Below are 13838 nucleotides of genomic sequence, written 5' to 3'. Positions count from 1 at the left end.
CTCCGTGCGAAGGACCAGCCATGACCACCACCCCCCTCCGCGCGTCCGCCGCGGATCCCGCCACCCTCGACGTCGAGGAGACGTGGTCCCGCGACCACCTGGAGTCCGTCCAGCTGGACCGCCTGCAGGCCACGCTCGCTCACGCCTACGCACAGGTGCCCCTGTACCGGCGGAAGTTCGACGAGGCCGGCGTCCACCCCGAGGACCTGCGCGAGCTCGCCGACCTCGCAAAGTTCCCGTTCACCACCAAGGAGGACCTGCGCAGCACCTACCCGTTCGGCATGTTCGCCGTCCCGCAGGAGCGCGTGGCCCGCATCCACGCGTCGTCGGGCACCACGGGCCAGCCCACCGTCGTCGGCTACACGGCGGGGGACCTCGACCGGTGGGCGTCCCTCGTGGCGCGCTCGCTCCGTGCCTCCGGCGTGAAGGCCGGCTGGAAGGTCCACAACGCCTACGGCTACGGGCTGTTCACGGGCGGCCTCGGGGCGCACGCGGGCGCCGAGCGGCTGGGCTGCACCGTCATCCCCATCTCCGGTGGCCAGACCGAACGGCAGGTGCAGCTCATCCGGGACTTCGAACCCGACGCCATCCTCGCCACGCCCACCTACCTGCTGACCATCCTCGACACCATGGCCGCCGCCGGGATCGACCCGTCCTCGACGTCCCTGAGGACCGGAGTGCTGGGCGCCGAGCCGTGGACGGAGGGTATGCGGCAGGAACTCGAGGGGCGCGCGGGATTCGACGCCTGCGACATCTACGGTCTGTCCGAGGTCATGGGCCCCGGCGTCGCCGGCGAATGCGTGGAGTCCAAGGACGGCTCGCACATCTGGGAGGACCACTTCCGGCCCGAGATCATCGACCCCTTCACGGAGCAGGTGCAGGGCGACGGCCAGGCGGGAGAACTCGTCTTCACGTCCCTCACCAAGGAGGCGCTGCCCATCATCCGCTACCGCACCCACGACCTCACCCGCCTCCAGCCCGGTACCGCGCGGCCCGGCATGCGCCGCATGGAGCGCATCACCGGGCGGAGCGATGACATGGTGATCGTGCGCGGCGTGAACCTGTTCCCCACCCAGGTCGAGGAGCTCACGCTGCGCATCCCCGCCCTGAGCCCGCACTTCCAGCTCGAACTGACGCGCCCCGAGGGCCAGCGGATGGACCAGCTGACCATCAAGGTGGAACCGCGCGAGGGCGTCACGGCCGCCGATGCCGCCGCGGCCGCCGTCGAGCTCCGGCACCAGGTCAAGACGCACATCGGCTCCACGTGCGCCGTCACCGTCGTGGAGCAGGGCTCCCTCGTGCGCTCCAGCGGCAAGCTCCGGCGGATCTACGACCTCCGGCCCCGCGGCTGACGGCAGGCCGTCCCGGAGCGGGGGTTCGCGTCCGAGGCGGCGCTCCACCAGACTGTGCTGATGATGTGGACGCGCGTGAGGGACTGGCTGATCGGTGCTCTGGGGATGCTCGTCGTCCTCGGGGTCGCCGTCGTGGTCCTCTGGTGGGCGGCGAGCAGCCCGGCCGGCGCGGGCGGGGGTGCGCCGGCGGGCGCGGACTCCGGACCGCCGCCCCTGGAAGAGCCGCAGGCGGAGCCCCCTGCCGGACTGGGCGAGGACGAGGTCTGGCTCGCCGATCTCGAGCTGGACGCCGGGACCGTGGTGGCTGCAGGCTCGACCCTGCGGGACGTCCGGGCCGTCGGGCAGGGCGTGGTCACCGGACCGACCGGGTTGGTCGCCGAGCGCCTCACCGTGGACGCGACGGTGCCGTTCGACGCCGTCGCCGCCGAGCTCGGCGGGGGCGCCGTGGTCCGCCCGGCCGACGACGGGCAGGTCACGGTGGTGCGCACCGTCCAAGCCCTGGGCCGGGACCTCCCCGTCACCGCCACCGGCACCGTCGACGTCGAGGACGGCAGGCTCGTCATGGAGCCGCGCTCGATCGACCTCGGCGGCCCCGGCTTCCTCTCCGACGGGATCGCCGCAATCGTCCGCCGCTTCGTCACGATCGAGCACGAGATCGAGGGCCTGCCCGAGGGGCTCGTGCTCCGGGACGTCGCCGTCCAGGGCGACGGGTTCCGTGCCAACCTCACCGGTGAGGGCGTCGCGCTCGCGCCCTGAGGCCGCCGCCGGTCGGCCCGACCTCCTGCCGCGGGCGCGGACCGTTCCGGGCCGGCGGCCGTCCGGGTCACCCACTTCGTCGCCGGGACGCCGGGGTGGCCGCGGACTTCACGGCGCTCAGGCCCCGTCGGCCCCGGTGTCCCCACCGGTACCGCCGGCCAGGTGCAGGACCGCCGCGCCGTCGACGCGGTCCGCCGCCAGGTCCTCGAGCGCGCGGTCCGCGGCGCTGAACGGATACCGCTGGATGGTGGGGCGCAGCGGGATGCGTGCGGCGAGCGCCAGGAGTTCACGGCCGTCGGTCCGGGTGTTCGCCGTGACGCTGCAGAGCCGGCGTTCCTGGAAGAGCTCGTCCGCGTAGTGCAGCACCGGGATGTCGCTGAGGTGGATACCCGCGATGGCCAGGGTGCCGCCGCGGTCCAGGGCCCGCAGGGCGGCGGGCACCAGGCTGCCGGCGGGCGCGAAGAGGATGGCGGCGTCCAGCGGCTGCGGCGGTTCCGCGGCGACGTCCCCCACGAAGACGGCGCCCAGATCCGCGGCCAGGCGCCGCGCGCTCGCCGAGCGGGTCATGACGGACACCTCCACGCCCTCGAACAGCGCCACCTGCGCGGCGAGGTGGGCGGACGCCCCGAAGCCATAGATGCCGAGCCGACCACCGGGCCGCACCCCGGACCGGCGCAGCGCCCGGTACCCGATGATCCCGGCACAGAGCAGCGGGGCCGCCTCCTCGTCGTCGAACCCCGGCGGCACCGCATACGCGAAGGCCTCGGGCACGGTCACGAGCTCGGCGTACCCGCCGTCGTCGTCCCAGCCGGTGAACCGGGGGGACAGGCACAGGTTCTCGTCGCCCCGGAGGCAGAAGCGGCAGGCGCCGCACGTGGAGCGGAGCCACGCGATGCCCACGCTGTCGCCCACGCGGAAGAGCCGGCAGCCGGGTCCGGTGTCCACCACCGTGCCGACGATCTCGTGCCCCGGCACGGTGCGTGGGTGTTTCGCCGGCAGATCGCCCTCGACCAGGTGCAGATCCGTCCTGCACACCCCGCAGGCCCGGACGCCCACCAGCAGCTCACCGGGGCCGGGGACCGGGTAGGGCCGGGTGCCGAACACCAGCGTCGACGTGCTCCTCGTGCCGGGCCCGGCCGTGGGATCGGGGGAATCGTGCGCGGGGTCGTCAATCCACCACGCGCGCACGGCTCACCCCTCGATCCGTGGCGGGGCCGGCGCTACGCTCCGGTCCGCGGATCCGTCCACCCGCCTGTCCGTCGTCCTCGAGCGCCATGGGACCCCCTGGTAGAGGGCTCATCGTACGCTGCGGGGGGGGGGGGGGGGGGGGGGGGGGGGGGGGGCCCCCCATCTCCCCCCCCCAGAGCCCCCCCCCCCCCCCCCCCCCCCCCCCCCCCCCCCCCCCCCCCCCCCCCCCCGATCGGCTCTCCGGAGGGCGCCTCGCCCCTGCCGGGTGGTGGCCGGCTCCAGCGCCTCCGTGACGCCTGCGAGCCGTGGTGCGAGAATGACCGCATGCCGCACCAGGGAACACCCGTCGGGCGGGTCCGCGCGCTGTACCGCTATCCGGTGAAGTCGACGTCGGGCCAGGCGGTGGGCGCCGCCGCCGTCACCCCGTCGGGGCTCGAGCACGACCGCCGCTGGGCGGTCTACACGCACGACGGCGGGATTGCCAGCGGCAAGCGCACACGCCGCTTCCGGCCCGTCCCAGGGCTGCTGGACTGGACGTCGGAGCTGGACGGGCACGACGGCGTCCCCCTCCTCCGCAGTCCGGCGGGTGTCCCGTACCGGGTGGATGACCCTGCAGCCTCCGAGGCACTGACCACGGGGTTCGGCCAGGAGCTGGTGCTGAGGCAGGGGACCACGCTCCAGCACCACGACGAGTCGCCGCTCCACCTGCTGACGACGTCGTCCCTCGCCGCGCTCGCGGACCTGCTGGGCGGAATGGTGGAGGAACGTCGCTTCCGCCCGAATCTCGTCCTGGACACGGGGTCCGCTCCGCTGTTCCTCGAACGCGACTGGACGGGCGTGGAGCTTGCCATCGGGGCGGACGTGATCGTCACCGTCGATGCCGGCATGCCCCGCTGCACGATGATCGACCAGCCCCAGGCCGGGATGGGCGCCGGTCCCAAGGCGTTGAGGGCACTCTCCGTCCACAATGGGATGGAGTTCGGGGTGCAGGCCCGCGTCGACCGCACCGGAGCAATCAGCGTGGGAGATGTGGTGACCCTGCTAAGTACCGAGTCCTGATACATCACGGAGGAGAGAGCTGATGCGCAACGTGACCTACTCGATGGGGGTCTCCCTGGACGGCTACATCGTCGGTCCGGATGGTGGCTTCGACTTCACGACGCCCGACGAGGAGGTCTTCCGGTCCGCCATCGACGAGATCCGCACGGTCGGCGTCCACCTGCTGGGGCGCCGGCTCTACGAGACGATGCTGTACTGGGAGACCGCCGACCAGGGTTCCTCGGCCGACGAGCCGGACCGCGAGTGGACCGCACTGTGGAAAGGGCTGCCGAAGGTGGTGTTCTCCCACTCGCTGTCCGCGGTGCGGGGGAGCAACACCCGTCTAGCGTCCGCCAGCCTGGCGGACGAGATCGAGCGCTTGCGCGCCGACCCGGCGGAGGGGGACATCGCCATCGGAGGGGCCACCCTCGCCGAGGAGGCGGCTGCGCTGGACCTCATCGACGAGTACCAGGTGCGGGTCCATCCGGTGCTGGTCGGGGGCGGCCGCCCGTTCTTCCCACGCCACCACCGCCGCGCGGACCTCGAACTCGTCGGCAGCCGTGTCTTCGGCTCGGGCGTCGTGATCTCCCGCTACCGCGTGAGGCACTGACCTCAGCGGGCGCCCACCCGGGCGGCGACGGCGACGATCTCCTGCATATAGGGGGCGACGACCTGCCGGGAGATCCTGCAGTCCAGCAGCAGGACTCCGTCGTCGTCGGACGCGAGCCAGCCCGCCACCGCGGCGAGGTCGTCGAGCGCGTCGATGGTCGCGGACCGCGCCCCGAGGGCCCGGGCGACGGCGGCGAAATCCACCTCGTCGATCAGCATGGGCCCCGGGTTTATGCCCCGAACGGCATATTGGTGGACCTCCGCTCCGTAGGCGGCGTCGTTGAAGACCACGATGACGGCGCGGCGTGCGGTCCTGATGACCGTGTCGAGATCGGCGAGGGCCATGAGCGCGCCGCCGTCGCCCGTGCACAGGACCACGGTGGAGTCCGGCAGCGCGCGGGCTGCACCGACGGCGCTGGGGAAGCCGAGACCGATGGTCTGGTACGCAGTGCCCACCATGATCAGGCGGTTCGGCGCGGGCACGCGCAGATACCCGGGCGCCCAGCCGATGAAGTGGCCGCCGTCCTGCACCACCGTCCGGTCCGCCGGCAGCATCCTGTCCAGCGCGCGGCACAGGCTCCGAGGGTCCAGCCGGCCGTCCGGTGCCGTCGGCTCGCCGTCGTCCCGGGCGTCATGGGCCCGCAGGGCGTCCCCGGCGGCACGCGTGCTCCACCGCTGATCGCCCTCGCGGCGGTCGACGGCGGCGAGCAGCGCCTCCGCCGCGAGGCGTGCATCGGCGTGCACGAAGTCGGTGACGGCCGGCGAGGTGGGGCCGGCGGCGAGATCCACCTGGATGACCCGGGCGTCGGCGCCGAAGGAGTGGCCGAAGCGCAGCGTGAACTGGTTGAGCCGCGCGCCGAGGACCAGGACCACGTCGGCCTGCTCGATCAGACCGGCGGTGCGCTCCGAGGCCCAGCCGCCCGCGATGCCGAGGGCGGCGGCGTCCCCGAAGAGTCCCGCGCCGAGACCCGAGGTGGCGGTGAGGGCGCCGAGGCGGTCGGCGAGGTGTGCTGCCGCGTCGCCTGCCCCGCTCACCCAGGCGCCGCGGCCGGCCAGGACCAGGGGCCGTTCGGCGGACGAGAGTTGCGCCGCGACGCGGTCGACGTCACCCGCCGCCGGTGCCGGGCGGGGGAGGGGTGCCGGCGCCGCCGGGGTTTCCTCCTCGGCGGCCTCCGCAGCGGCGAGGTCGTACGGGATGGCCAGCACCACGGCCTCGCGGTGACGGAGCGCGTGCTCGACCGCCGCCGTCGTCACCGCCAGCGGACGAGCGGCGGAGACCGTGAACGTCGTGGCGCCGAGCCCCTTGGCCACGAGGGCCTGATCGACGTCCCACGCGCGCAGCCCGGTAGTGGGAGCATCACCGACCACGAGCAGCAGCGGGATGTCCGCCTGGACGGCCTCGGCCAGCGGGGTCAGCGCGTTCGTGAACCCGGCGCCGTACGTGGTGGTGGCGACGGCGAGGCGCCCGCCGGCCCGGTGGTAGGCGTCGGCGGCCGCGACGGCCCCGGCCTCGTGCCGCACCGCGGTGAAGTGCAGGGTGGGTGCGGCCATGACGGCGTCGAGGAAATGCGCGTTCCCGTTGCCCATGACGCCGAACACCTCGGTGGTGGCGGGCAGGAGGGCGGAGACGATGCGGGCGGAGACGGTGGCCATTGTCGGATCCTTGCAGGCGAAGTCCCCGTGGCGCTGGTGCAGGCACACGGTCACCCGGGGACCTGGTGGGTGAATTCCGTATGTGCCTCGGGCGATGCCCTTATTGCCTCTTTTTCAGGCACGGCGCCCGTGGCGCCCGACGAGTGCCACTATAGCGGGCACGGCGCGCGGTTCCCCGCGTTCTCCCCGGCCGCTCCGCCCGCCGGGCCGGCCCGCCCGGTGGGCATGCGTGGACATGCCCGCCGGGCCGGTGCGGTCGGTGGGCATGTCCAGGGGGTGCGGCGGGCCGGGCCCGACGGCGTCGGCCGGTCAGGCGCGGTGCTCGGCCCCCGCGCCGGCGTCGTCCGTCTCCGCCTCCAGGGGCGCCCCCTTGGTCTCCTTGACCAGGGTGACACCGATGAAGGAGATGACGCAGAGGCCCATGATGTAGAGGCTGATGGAGCCGGACCATCCGGTGGCGATGAGGAGTGCCTCGGCGATGAGGGCTGCGAAGGCGCCACCGAGGATCGCCCCGAGGGCATAGCCGATGCCGATGCCGGAGTAACGGACGTTGGCGGGGAACATCTCGGCGTACATCGCGGACATGGGGCCGTAGGACAGCCCGAGTCCGATGGTGAGGACGAAGATGGCGATGCCGTACGCCCAGATGCTGCGGGTGTCGATCAGCATGAACATCGGGATCATCCAGACGAAGATGAGGCCGTAGCCGATCTGGAAGGTCCGCACGCGGCCGATGCGGTCGGACAGGATGCCGCCGTAGAGCGTGAAGATGAGCCAGCCGAAGGACGCGAGGAGCGTCGCGAGGAGCACGGGAGCCGCCGGCATGCCGAGGGTGCGCTGTGCGTAGGACGAGAGGAACGCGATCACGAGGTAGCCGGCGGCGTTGTTGCCGATGAAGATGACCGCGGCGAGGATCACGTGCTTCTTGTTGCTCTTCAGCAGATCGCGCAGGGGGGTGGCGGTGTCGCGCTTCCGCTCGATCATGCGCTTGAAGACGGGGCTCTCGGCGACGGCGGCGCGGATGAAGTAGCCGACGACGATCAGGACCACGGAGAGCAGGAACGGGATGCGCCAGCCCCAGGCGAGGAAGTCCTCCGGGGACATCGAGCTGCGCAGCAGGAACAGCACCAGGGTGGCCAGGATCATGCCGACCGGGACGCCGATCTGCGGGTAGGCCCCCCAGAAGCCGCGCTTGTTCACCGGTGCGTGCTCGACGGCCATGAGGGCTGCGCCACCCCACTCCCCGCCAGCGGAGAAACCCTGCAGGATGCGCAGGAGCATGAGCAGGATCGGCGCCCAGATGCCGATCTGTGCGTAGGTGGGCAGCAGGCCGATCAGGGCGGTCGCGGACCCCATCAGGATCAGGGTGAAGACGAGCATCTTCTTCCGGCCGATCTTGTCACCGAGACGACCTGCGACGACGGCGCCGAGGGGCCGGAAGAAGAAGCTGATACCGATCGTGGCCCAGGCGACGAGCTGGGCGAGACCGGGGCTCTCGCCCTCGAGCGGCCCGAAATACAGTGTCGCGAAGACGATGCCGGCGGCCTGGGCGAAGATGAAGAAGTCGTACCACTCGATCGTGGTGCCCACCATGGTGCCGGCGAGGACCTTGCGGTCGGCCGCACTCATGCCGTCCCGGGGCTGTGCGTCTGGACGCTCGGACGCTAGTGCCATGAAAAACTCCCTTGTTTTTGCAGTGCGTGGCTACTCGTGTGCCGGGTGAGGACGCCCTGGTCGTCGCCGTCGGGCACAAAATCGTATACGAATGCTAGGCCGAGCTTCGGGAGGGGTCAAGGGTTCCTCCTCGCTATGCAGGAAATCGTGGCGGTGGCGACCGCGGACCGGAGGGCGGGAGTCCTTGCACCGGGACCCCGAAGCCAGCAAGAGTGGGCGGGATGCACTCGATGGTTCAGAAGTAGGTGGTCATGAGACGATTCCGCCTCGAACACTGGCTCAAGACGAGCCTGTGGGTCGTGCCGGTGCTGTTCATCCTCGGGGGCATCGCCCTGTCCCTGATCACCACGTCGATCGACGACGGAGACATGATCCCCGAGAGTGTCACCGGCGACACCACGGCCGCGATGCAGATCCTCTATCTCATCGCTTTCGCGATGCTGACCCTCACGGGGCTGGTGCTGTCGCTACTGGTGCTGGTCGTTCAGCTCGCAATGGGCAGCTTCTCGCCGCGCATCGTCCGCCAGATCCTGCAGGACCGCCCTAGCCAGGTGGCGCTCGGCCTGTTCGCCGGGACGTTCAGCCACGCCCTGCTCTCGATGCGGGCCATCAGGACCACTCCCGACGGCGGGACCGTCCCTGGCCTTGCCGTCCTCATCGCCATCGTGCTGGTGCTCTCGTGCATCGCGACACTCGTCTGGTACCTGAATCACATCGGCCAGTCCCTGCGCGCCGCGGCGCTGGTCGGCTGGGTCGCCCACGACACGATGAGGACCCTCGATCGCGTCTACCCGGGACCGGGGACGGCGGCGGACCCTGATCCAGGCTTCGTCTCCGCGCCCCACGGAGGGGTCGTCTTCACCATCGACCACGATCGCCTCATCCTCCTGGCCACGAAGGCGGATTGCCGGTTCGAACTGCTGTGGGCGGTGGGGGACTTCGTGCCGAAGGGGGCCTCGATCGTGCGCATCGTCGGGGATCCGTCCGGCATCTCCCACCGCGCCGTGAGCAGGGCCATCGTCACCGGCCCCGAGCGGACCATGAACCAGGACGTGGCCTACGGCCTGAGGATGCTGGTGGACATCGCCGAGCACTCCCTGTCAGGAGGACCCCTCGATGATCCCACCACCGCCGTGCAGTCCATCGACCGCATCCATGACATCCTGCGCCAGATCGCCCAGCGACCGCTGCACGACGGCCGGTACGAGGACAGGGACGGGACGCTGCGGCTCACCGTGCCCACCATGCACTGGGAGGGCTACGTGCGCCTCGCGTTCGACGAGATCCGGCAGGCCGGCGCGGGATCACCCCAGGTCGTCCGGCGCCTGCGGGCAGCGCTGGAGGATCTGCTGACCGTCGCGCTCCCCGAGCGGCGAGCGGCGCTCGAGCACCAGCTGGCCCTGCTGACCGAGACCGCCGCCGCTTCCACCGGCAGCGACGCGGACCGCAGGGCCATGCTGGTGGCGGACCCGTCCGGAATCGGATCGGCGGACGAGCTCACCATGTCGCACCCCCTGCGCGACGGGCAGGGGTCCGCTGCACGGTGAACCCCCGTGCGCGGTCCCGGCTCGCCCGGCCGGTTTTGGTCGTAGTGTTCACGCGATGCGGTGATGTTCGTTGGGTAACTCGGAGCGATCCTCAGTAGTGTTTGACCATGGCCACCTTCCTCAGAAACAGCCGCGCCGCAGCGCTTCCCGCCAAGCTCTCACGATCCTGGCTGCTGGCCTCCGCGGCTTCCGAGGACACCTTCATCCCGGCCCTCACCTCCGAGGCCGACTCCGTGGTGTTCGACATGGAGGACGCCGTCCCCGCGGCAGGCAAGGCCGAAGCGCGGGAGCGCGTGGTCGAGGCCCTCTCCACCGGGATGACGGCGTGGGTGCGGGTCAACGGCATCGAGACGGAGTACTGGGCCGATGACCTGGCCGCCCTGTCCAGGGCGCCCGGCCTGCGCGGCGTCATGCTCGCCATGACGGAGAAGCCCGAACAGGTCACCCACACGGCCATGCGCCTCCAGGCCGGCACGCCCGTGCTGGCGCTCATCGAATCGGCGCTCGGCATCGAGAACGCGACGGCGATCGCCAGCGCGCCGGGCACGTTCCGCCTGGCGTTCGGCGTCGGCGATTTCCGGCGCGACACCGGTGCCTCCGACGACCCGATGGCGCTCGCCTATGCGCGGTCGAAGCTCGTGGTCGCCTCCCGCGTGGGGCAGCTGCCCGGACCGATCGACGGCCCCACCGTCGGCGCCCTGGGGGACGAGCTGCTCGAGGCCTGCAGGGTCACGGCCTCCATGGGGATGACGGGCAAGCTGTGCCTGCTGACCGATGCGACCGACACCATCAACCGCGGGCTGTCGCCCAGTGAGTCCGAGATCAGCTGGGCCGCCGAGCTCCTCCGCGAGCACGCCGCCGGCGCCGTGGTGGGTGACGGCTCCTACCTGCCGCGCCTGGCACGCGCGCAGAAGATCTCCTCCCTCGCGGACTCCTACGGGCTCTGGAACGCCTGACCGAAAAAATTCTTGGTGTTCCGTGCATCCGAATCGCCCCGCCATCGGGTAGTACCGGGTGTCAGCGAAAAAGCCCCGCCACGGGGCCACACCAAGGAGTAGCCATGCAACGAAGCCTGTACGCCATTGGAGCCGTCGCAGCCCTGGGAGCAGCGTCCATCGCCGCCCCGGCGACCGCAGCCGAAGCGCCGGCCGATGCGTCCCTGTCCGTCCTTCACGGCGTCCCCGACCTCACCGTCGACGTCTACGTCAACGGCGCCCTCACGCTGGACGACTTCACCCCGGGCACGCTGGCCGGTCCGCTCGCCCTGCCGGCGGGGAACTACCAGCTGGCCATCACGGCGTCGGACGCCGCGGATGCCAGTGCGCCGGTGATCGGTCCCGTCGACGTGACGCTGGAGGCCGGTGGGAACTACACCGCGACGGCGAATCTCGACGCCGCGGGGCAGCCGACGGCGAACTTCTTCACCAACGACGTCTCGACCATCGAGGCCGGCAAGACACGGCTGACGGTCCGCCACGTCGCGGCCGCTCCCGCCGTCGACGTCCTGGCCGGCGATGCGCCGATCGTCCAGAACCTCAGCAACCCGGACGAGGCTTCGCTGACCACGGATCCCGGCATGGTGTCGGCGGCCGTCGCAGCCACGGGCACCACCGACCCGGTGATCGGCCCTGCCGATCTGAACCTCCCCGAGGGCACCTCGACGATCGTCTATGCCTGGGGCAGCCTCGAGGCCGGCAACCTCGCGCTCGCCACCCAGTCGATCGAGGGACTCCACTCCTCGCCGGGTGCCGTCCCCGGAGGCCAGTCCGGCCTCGCGGCCCAGGACGACAACGGCGCGGCCGTCGGGATCGGGGCGTTCCTCCTGGTCCTGCTGGGCGGCGCGGCAGCCGTCGCCCGCCGTCGGACCGCCCGCGTCTGACACCAGTACTGCCGGGCGGGGAGGTACCCCACTCCTCCCCGCCCGGCACCACCATCTGCAGGAGAGTTCCGGACAGTGCATCCCAGACGATCAGCGACAGCCGCGGCGGTCCTCGCCTCCATCCTCCTCGTGGGATGCGCGCAGGCCGACGATCCGGCGGATCCGGCACCGGCCATCACGGCTCCCGTCCCCACCCGGTCGGCGCCCGCCGGCGACGCCGCAGTTCCGGCGCCCGCCCCAGCCCCGGCGTCCGAGGCCGCCGTGCCACCGACGGCGATCACCGACGTGCCCGTCCAGCCTGCGGACGGGGCGCTCCGGCCGCAGGACCCGGCCCCGGTCTCGCTCGTCGTCGCCGGCACCGACATCTCCGTGAAGGTCGTGGACGTCGGGATCGAGGAGAACGACGCCATGGAGATCCCCGACAGCTTCTACGAAGCGGGGTGGTACCGGTACGGCCCCGCGCCAGGTGCGGAAGCCGGCAATGCGGTAATCGCCGCCCACGTCGACAGCCTCACGGAGGTGATGCCCTTCGCCCAGCTGAAGGACGTCGCGATCGGGACCACCGTCACGGTGGGGCTGGAGGACGGGCGGTCACTGACCTATGCGGTCTCCGACGTACGGAACGTCCCGAAGGCCACGCTGGACGGGTCGGAGATCTTCGACCGCGACGGCAGCCACGAGCTCAAGATCATCACCTGTGGGGGTGAGTGGCTGCCCGAGGAAGGGGACTATGAGGATAATGTAGTGCTCACAGCCTTACCGCTCTGAGTCTGATGGGGTAAGAGCCTAGGATCACAGGATGCCGCATCGGTGCGGCATCGGCCCCGGCTTGAGGAGTGACACGTGGCATCTCCGGGCCCCGAGTGGACGAAGCAGCTCGACCTGGATTTCTCCGCAGGGGACGAGCGGGCGATGACCGCTGCGTACGAGTGTTTCTCCCCGCTCGTGTACACGATCGCCCTGCGATCGTTGAGGGACCGTGCGGCCGCCGCGGACGTCACCCAGGACGTGTTCGTCAGGGCCTGGCGATCGAGGGACCGCTTCGACCCGGAATCAGGGGTGGTGCCGGCGTGGATCATGGGGATCTGCCGGAACGTCATCCTCGACTCGCTCTCGGCCCGCAGCCGGCAGGAACAGCTGGTGGCCCGGGCCGGCTTCGCCCCGGAATCCGGCGCCGCCCTCGATCTCGGTGTGGACACCATCACCGACCGCGTGGTCCTGGGCTCGGAGCTGGAACGGCTCGGGGAGCCCCAGGGCTCCATCCTCAAGCTGGCCTTCTACGAAGACCTCACACATCAACAGATCTCGGCGCGGATGAATCTCCCCCTGGGAACCGTCAAGAGCCACATCCGAAGGAGTCTCGTGCACCTACGCAATCGATTGGGGGAGTGGAATGCAGCATCTTGATCCGGACGCCGTCGGACTCGCTGCGCTGGGTGAACCACTCGACCCCTGGTCGCAGGAGCACCTGGGACAGTGCGGCACGTGCGCGGCCGAGGTGGACGAACTGCGGAGCGTCGTCGCCGCCGCGAAAGCCGATGGTACCGTAGCGGTCCTCGAGCGGCCCGACCCGGCGATCTGGGAGGCCATCAGGGCCGAGCTCGGCCTGCGTGCGGAGGGCGCGGGGCCCGATGCGGAGTCGGTGGCGACCGTGCAGAACCTCTCTGCGGTCAGGGACAGGCCCGACCGCGGGAGGCGGCAGTTCTCCACCCGCTGGCTTGCGGTCGCCGCCGGTGTCGGCATCCTGGTGGGTGGAGGAGCGCTCTGGGGGTGGGAGACCCTGCGGCCGGGGGAGAACAGCGTGGTGCTGGCCCAGACCGAGCTCGAGCCGCTGCCCGGCTTCTCCGGCTCCGGGGAGGCGACGGTCTCGCGTGCCGAGGACGGTACCCGGAGCCTCGACGTGGACCTCGCCGGGGCGACGCCGGAGGGGTTCCGGCAGGTGTGGCTGATCGCCCCCGACCTGCAGGAGATGTACAGCATCGGCCTGCTGGAGGCGGAGCATGGCAGCTTCGCGGTGCCGGACGACATCGACCTGGCGCAGTACCCCATCGTGGACATCTCCGACGAGCCCTTCGACGGGGACCCCACCCATTCCAGCGTCAGCATGGTCAGGGGCACGATCGGCGCCGTCGGAGGCTGAGC

At 71.4% G+C, this 13838-nt stretch carries 13 protein-coding genes; 10 read left to right on the top strand and 3 right to left on the bottom strand.

Annotated elements, in window-relative coordinates:
* Positions 1-20: 20 nt before the first annotated feature.
* Positions 21-1352 (top strand): phenylacetate--CoA ligase PaaK, encoded by a 1332-nt coding sequence (gene paaK / locus AC4D2F_RS09205; protein ID WP_104167809.1) that lies wholly within the window; start codon positions 21-23, stop codon positions 1350-1352.
* 60 nt (positions 1353-1412) lie between these two features.
* On the top strand, positions 1413-2108 hold the full coding sequence (locus AC4D2F_RS09200) for an LmeA family phospholipid-binding protein (protein ID WP_490910263.1): 696 nt from the start codon (positions 1413-1415) through the stop codon (positions 2106-2108).
* Between the two features lie 117 nt (positions 2109-2225).
* Here the strand turns inward: AC4D2F_RS09200 and AC4D2F_RS09195 are convergent, their stop codons facing one another.
* A complete protein-coding gene (locus AC4D2F_RS09195) occupies positions 2226-3296 on the bottom strand; it encodes a zinc-dependent alcohol dehydrogenase family protein (RefSeq protein WP_490910262.1) in 1071 nt (356 codons plus the stop codon).
* Positions 3297-3620: 324 nt separating this feature from the next.
* On the opposite strand from AC4D2F_RS09195, the gene AC4D2F_RS09190 reads away from it, so the two are divergent.
* On the top strand, positions 3621-4355 hold the full coding sequence (locus AC4D2F_RS09190) for an MOSC domain-containing protein (RefSeq protein WP_490910261.1): 735 nt from the start codon (positions 3621-3623) through the stop codon (positions 4353-4355).
* Positions 4356-4377: 22 nt separating this feature from the next.
* On the top strand, positions 4378-4944 hold the full coding sequence (locus tag AC4D2F_RS09185; RefSeq protein WP_490910260.1) for a dihydrofolate reductase family protein: 567 nt from the start codon (positions 4378-4380) through the stop codon (positions 4942-4944).
* Positions 4945-4946: 2 nt separating this feature from the next.
* On the opposite strand, the gene AC4D2F_RS09180 is transcribed toward AC4D2F_RS09185, so the two are convergent.
* Together AC4D2F_RS09180 and AC4D2F_RS09175 are read right to left on the bottom strand one after the other, a co-directional pair.
* Positions 4947-6596 (bottom strand): thiamine pyrophosphate-binding protein, encoded by a 1650-nt coding sequence (locus AC4D2F_RS09180; protein WP_490910259.1) that lies wholly within the window; start codon positions 6594-6596, stop codon positions 4947-4949.
* A gap of 309 nt (positions 6597-6905) precedes the next feature.
* Complete coding sequence (locus AC4D2F_RS09175; RefSeq protein WP_104167814.1) at positions 6906-8270, bottom strand: MFS transporter; 1365 nt, start codon at positions 8268-8270, stop codon at positions 6906-6908.
* A 251-nt stretch (positions 8271-8521) separates the two neighbouring features.
* Between AC4D2F_RS09175 and AC4D2F_RS09170 the strand changes: the two genes are divergently transcribed.
* From AC4D2F_RS09170 to AC4D2F_RS09145, 6 genes are all read left to right on the top strand, one after another.
* Positions 8522-9817 (top strand): DUF2254 domain-containing protein, encoded by a 1296-nt coding sequence (locus tag AC4D2F_RS09170; RefSeq protein WP_490910258.1) that lies wholly within the window; start codon positions 8522-8524, stop codon positions 9815-9817.
* 107 nt (positions 9818-9924) lie between these two features.
* Positions 9925-10773, top strand: coding sequence for an HpcH/HpaI aldolase/citrate lyase family protein (locus tag AC4D2F_RS09165; protein WP_104167816.1), 849 nt, complete (start codon positions 9925-9927; stop codon positions 10771-10773).
* A gap of 104 nt (positions 10774-10877) precedes the next feature.
* Positions 10878-11696 carry a DUF4397 domain-containing protein gene (locus tag AC4D2F_RS09160; protein ID WP_490910257.1) on the top strand — a complete coding sequence of 273 codons (819 nt, stop codon included), beginning with the start codon at positions 10878-10880 and terminating at the stop codon, positions 11694-11696.
* 75 nt (positions 11697-11771) lie between these two features.
* On the top strand, positions 11772-12464 hold the full coding sequence (locus AC4D2F_RS09155) for a class F sortase (RefSeq protein ID WP_490910256.1): 693 nt from the start codon (positions 11772-11774) through the stop codon (positions 12462-12464).
* A 75-nt stretch (positions 12465-12539) separates the two neighbouring features.
* Positions 12540-13103 (top strand): RNA polymerase sigma factor, encoded by a 564-nt coding sequence (locus AC4D2F_RS09150; protein ID WP_258069871.1) that lies wholly within the window; start codon positions 12540-12542, stop codon positions 13101-13103.
* The gene (locus AC4D2F_RS09145) at positions 13090-13836 is read left to right on the top strand and encodes an anti-sigma factor domain-containing protein (protein WP_490910255.1); all 747 of its coding nucleotides are present in this window, start codon (positions 13090-13092) and stop codon (positions 13834-13836) included. The genes AC4D2F_RS09150 and AC4D2F_RS09145 overlap by 14 nt, the downstream gene beginning before the upstream one ends.
* The last annotated feature ends 2 nt before the right edge of the window (positions 13837-13838 follow it).

This window comes from Arthrobacter sp. TJ-263 (assembly GCF_058269155.1).
The sequence above is the reverse complement of the archived record's forward strand: the minus strand, read 5'-3'. Positions and strand labels throughout refer to the sequence as shown.

Excerpts from the sequence above, each read along its gene's own strand:
- paaK (WP_104167809.1), top strand. The coding sequence starts at position 21 with ATGACCACCACCCCCCTCCGCGCGTCCGCCGCGGATCCCGCCACCCTC.
- AC4D2F_RS09200 (WP_490910263.1), top strand. The coding sequence starts at position 1,413 with ATGATGTGGACGCGCGTGAGGGACTGGCTGATCGGTGCTCTGGGGATG.
- AC4D2F_RS09190 (WP_490910261.1), top strand. The coding sequence starts at position 3,621 with ATGCCGCACCAGGGAACACCCGTCGGGCGGGTCCGCGCGCTGTACCGC.
- AC4D2F_RS09185 (WP_490910260.1), top strand. The coding sequence starts at position 4,378 with ATGCGCAACGTGACCTACTCGATGGGGGTCTCCCTGGACGGCTACATC.
- AC4D2F_RS09180 (WP_490910259.1), bottom strand. The coding sequence starts at position 6,596 with ATGGCCACCGTCTCCGCCCGCATCGTCTCCGCCCTCCTGCCCGCCACC.
- AC4D2F_RS09175 (WP_104167814.1), bottom strand. The coding sequence starts at position 8,270 with ATGGCACTAGCGTCCGAGCGTCCAGACGCACAGCCCCGGGACGGCATG.
- AC4D2F_RS09170 (WP_490910258.1), top strand. The coding sequence starts at position 8,522 with ATGAGACGATTCCGCCTCGAACACTGGCTCAAGACGAGCCTGTGGGTC.
- AC4D2F_RS09165 (WP_104167816.1), top strand. The coding sequence starts at position 9,925 with ATGGCCACCTTCCTCAGAAACAGCCGCGCCGCAGCGCTTCCCGCCAAG.
- AC4D2F_RS09160 (WP_490910257.1), top strand. The coding sequence starts at position 10,878 with ATGCAACGAAGCCTGTACGCCATTGGAGCCGTCGCAGCCCTGGGAGCA.
- AC4D2F_RS09145 (WP_490910255.1), top strand. The coding sequence starts at position 13,090 with ATGCAGCATCTTGATCCGGACGCCGTCGGACTCGCTGCGCTGGGTGAA.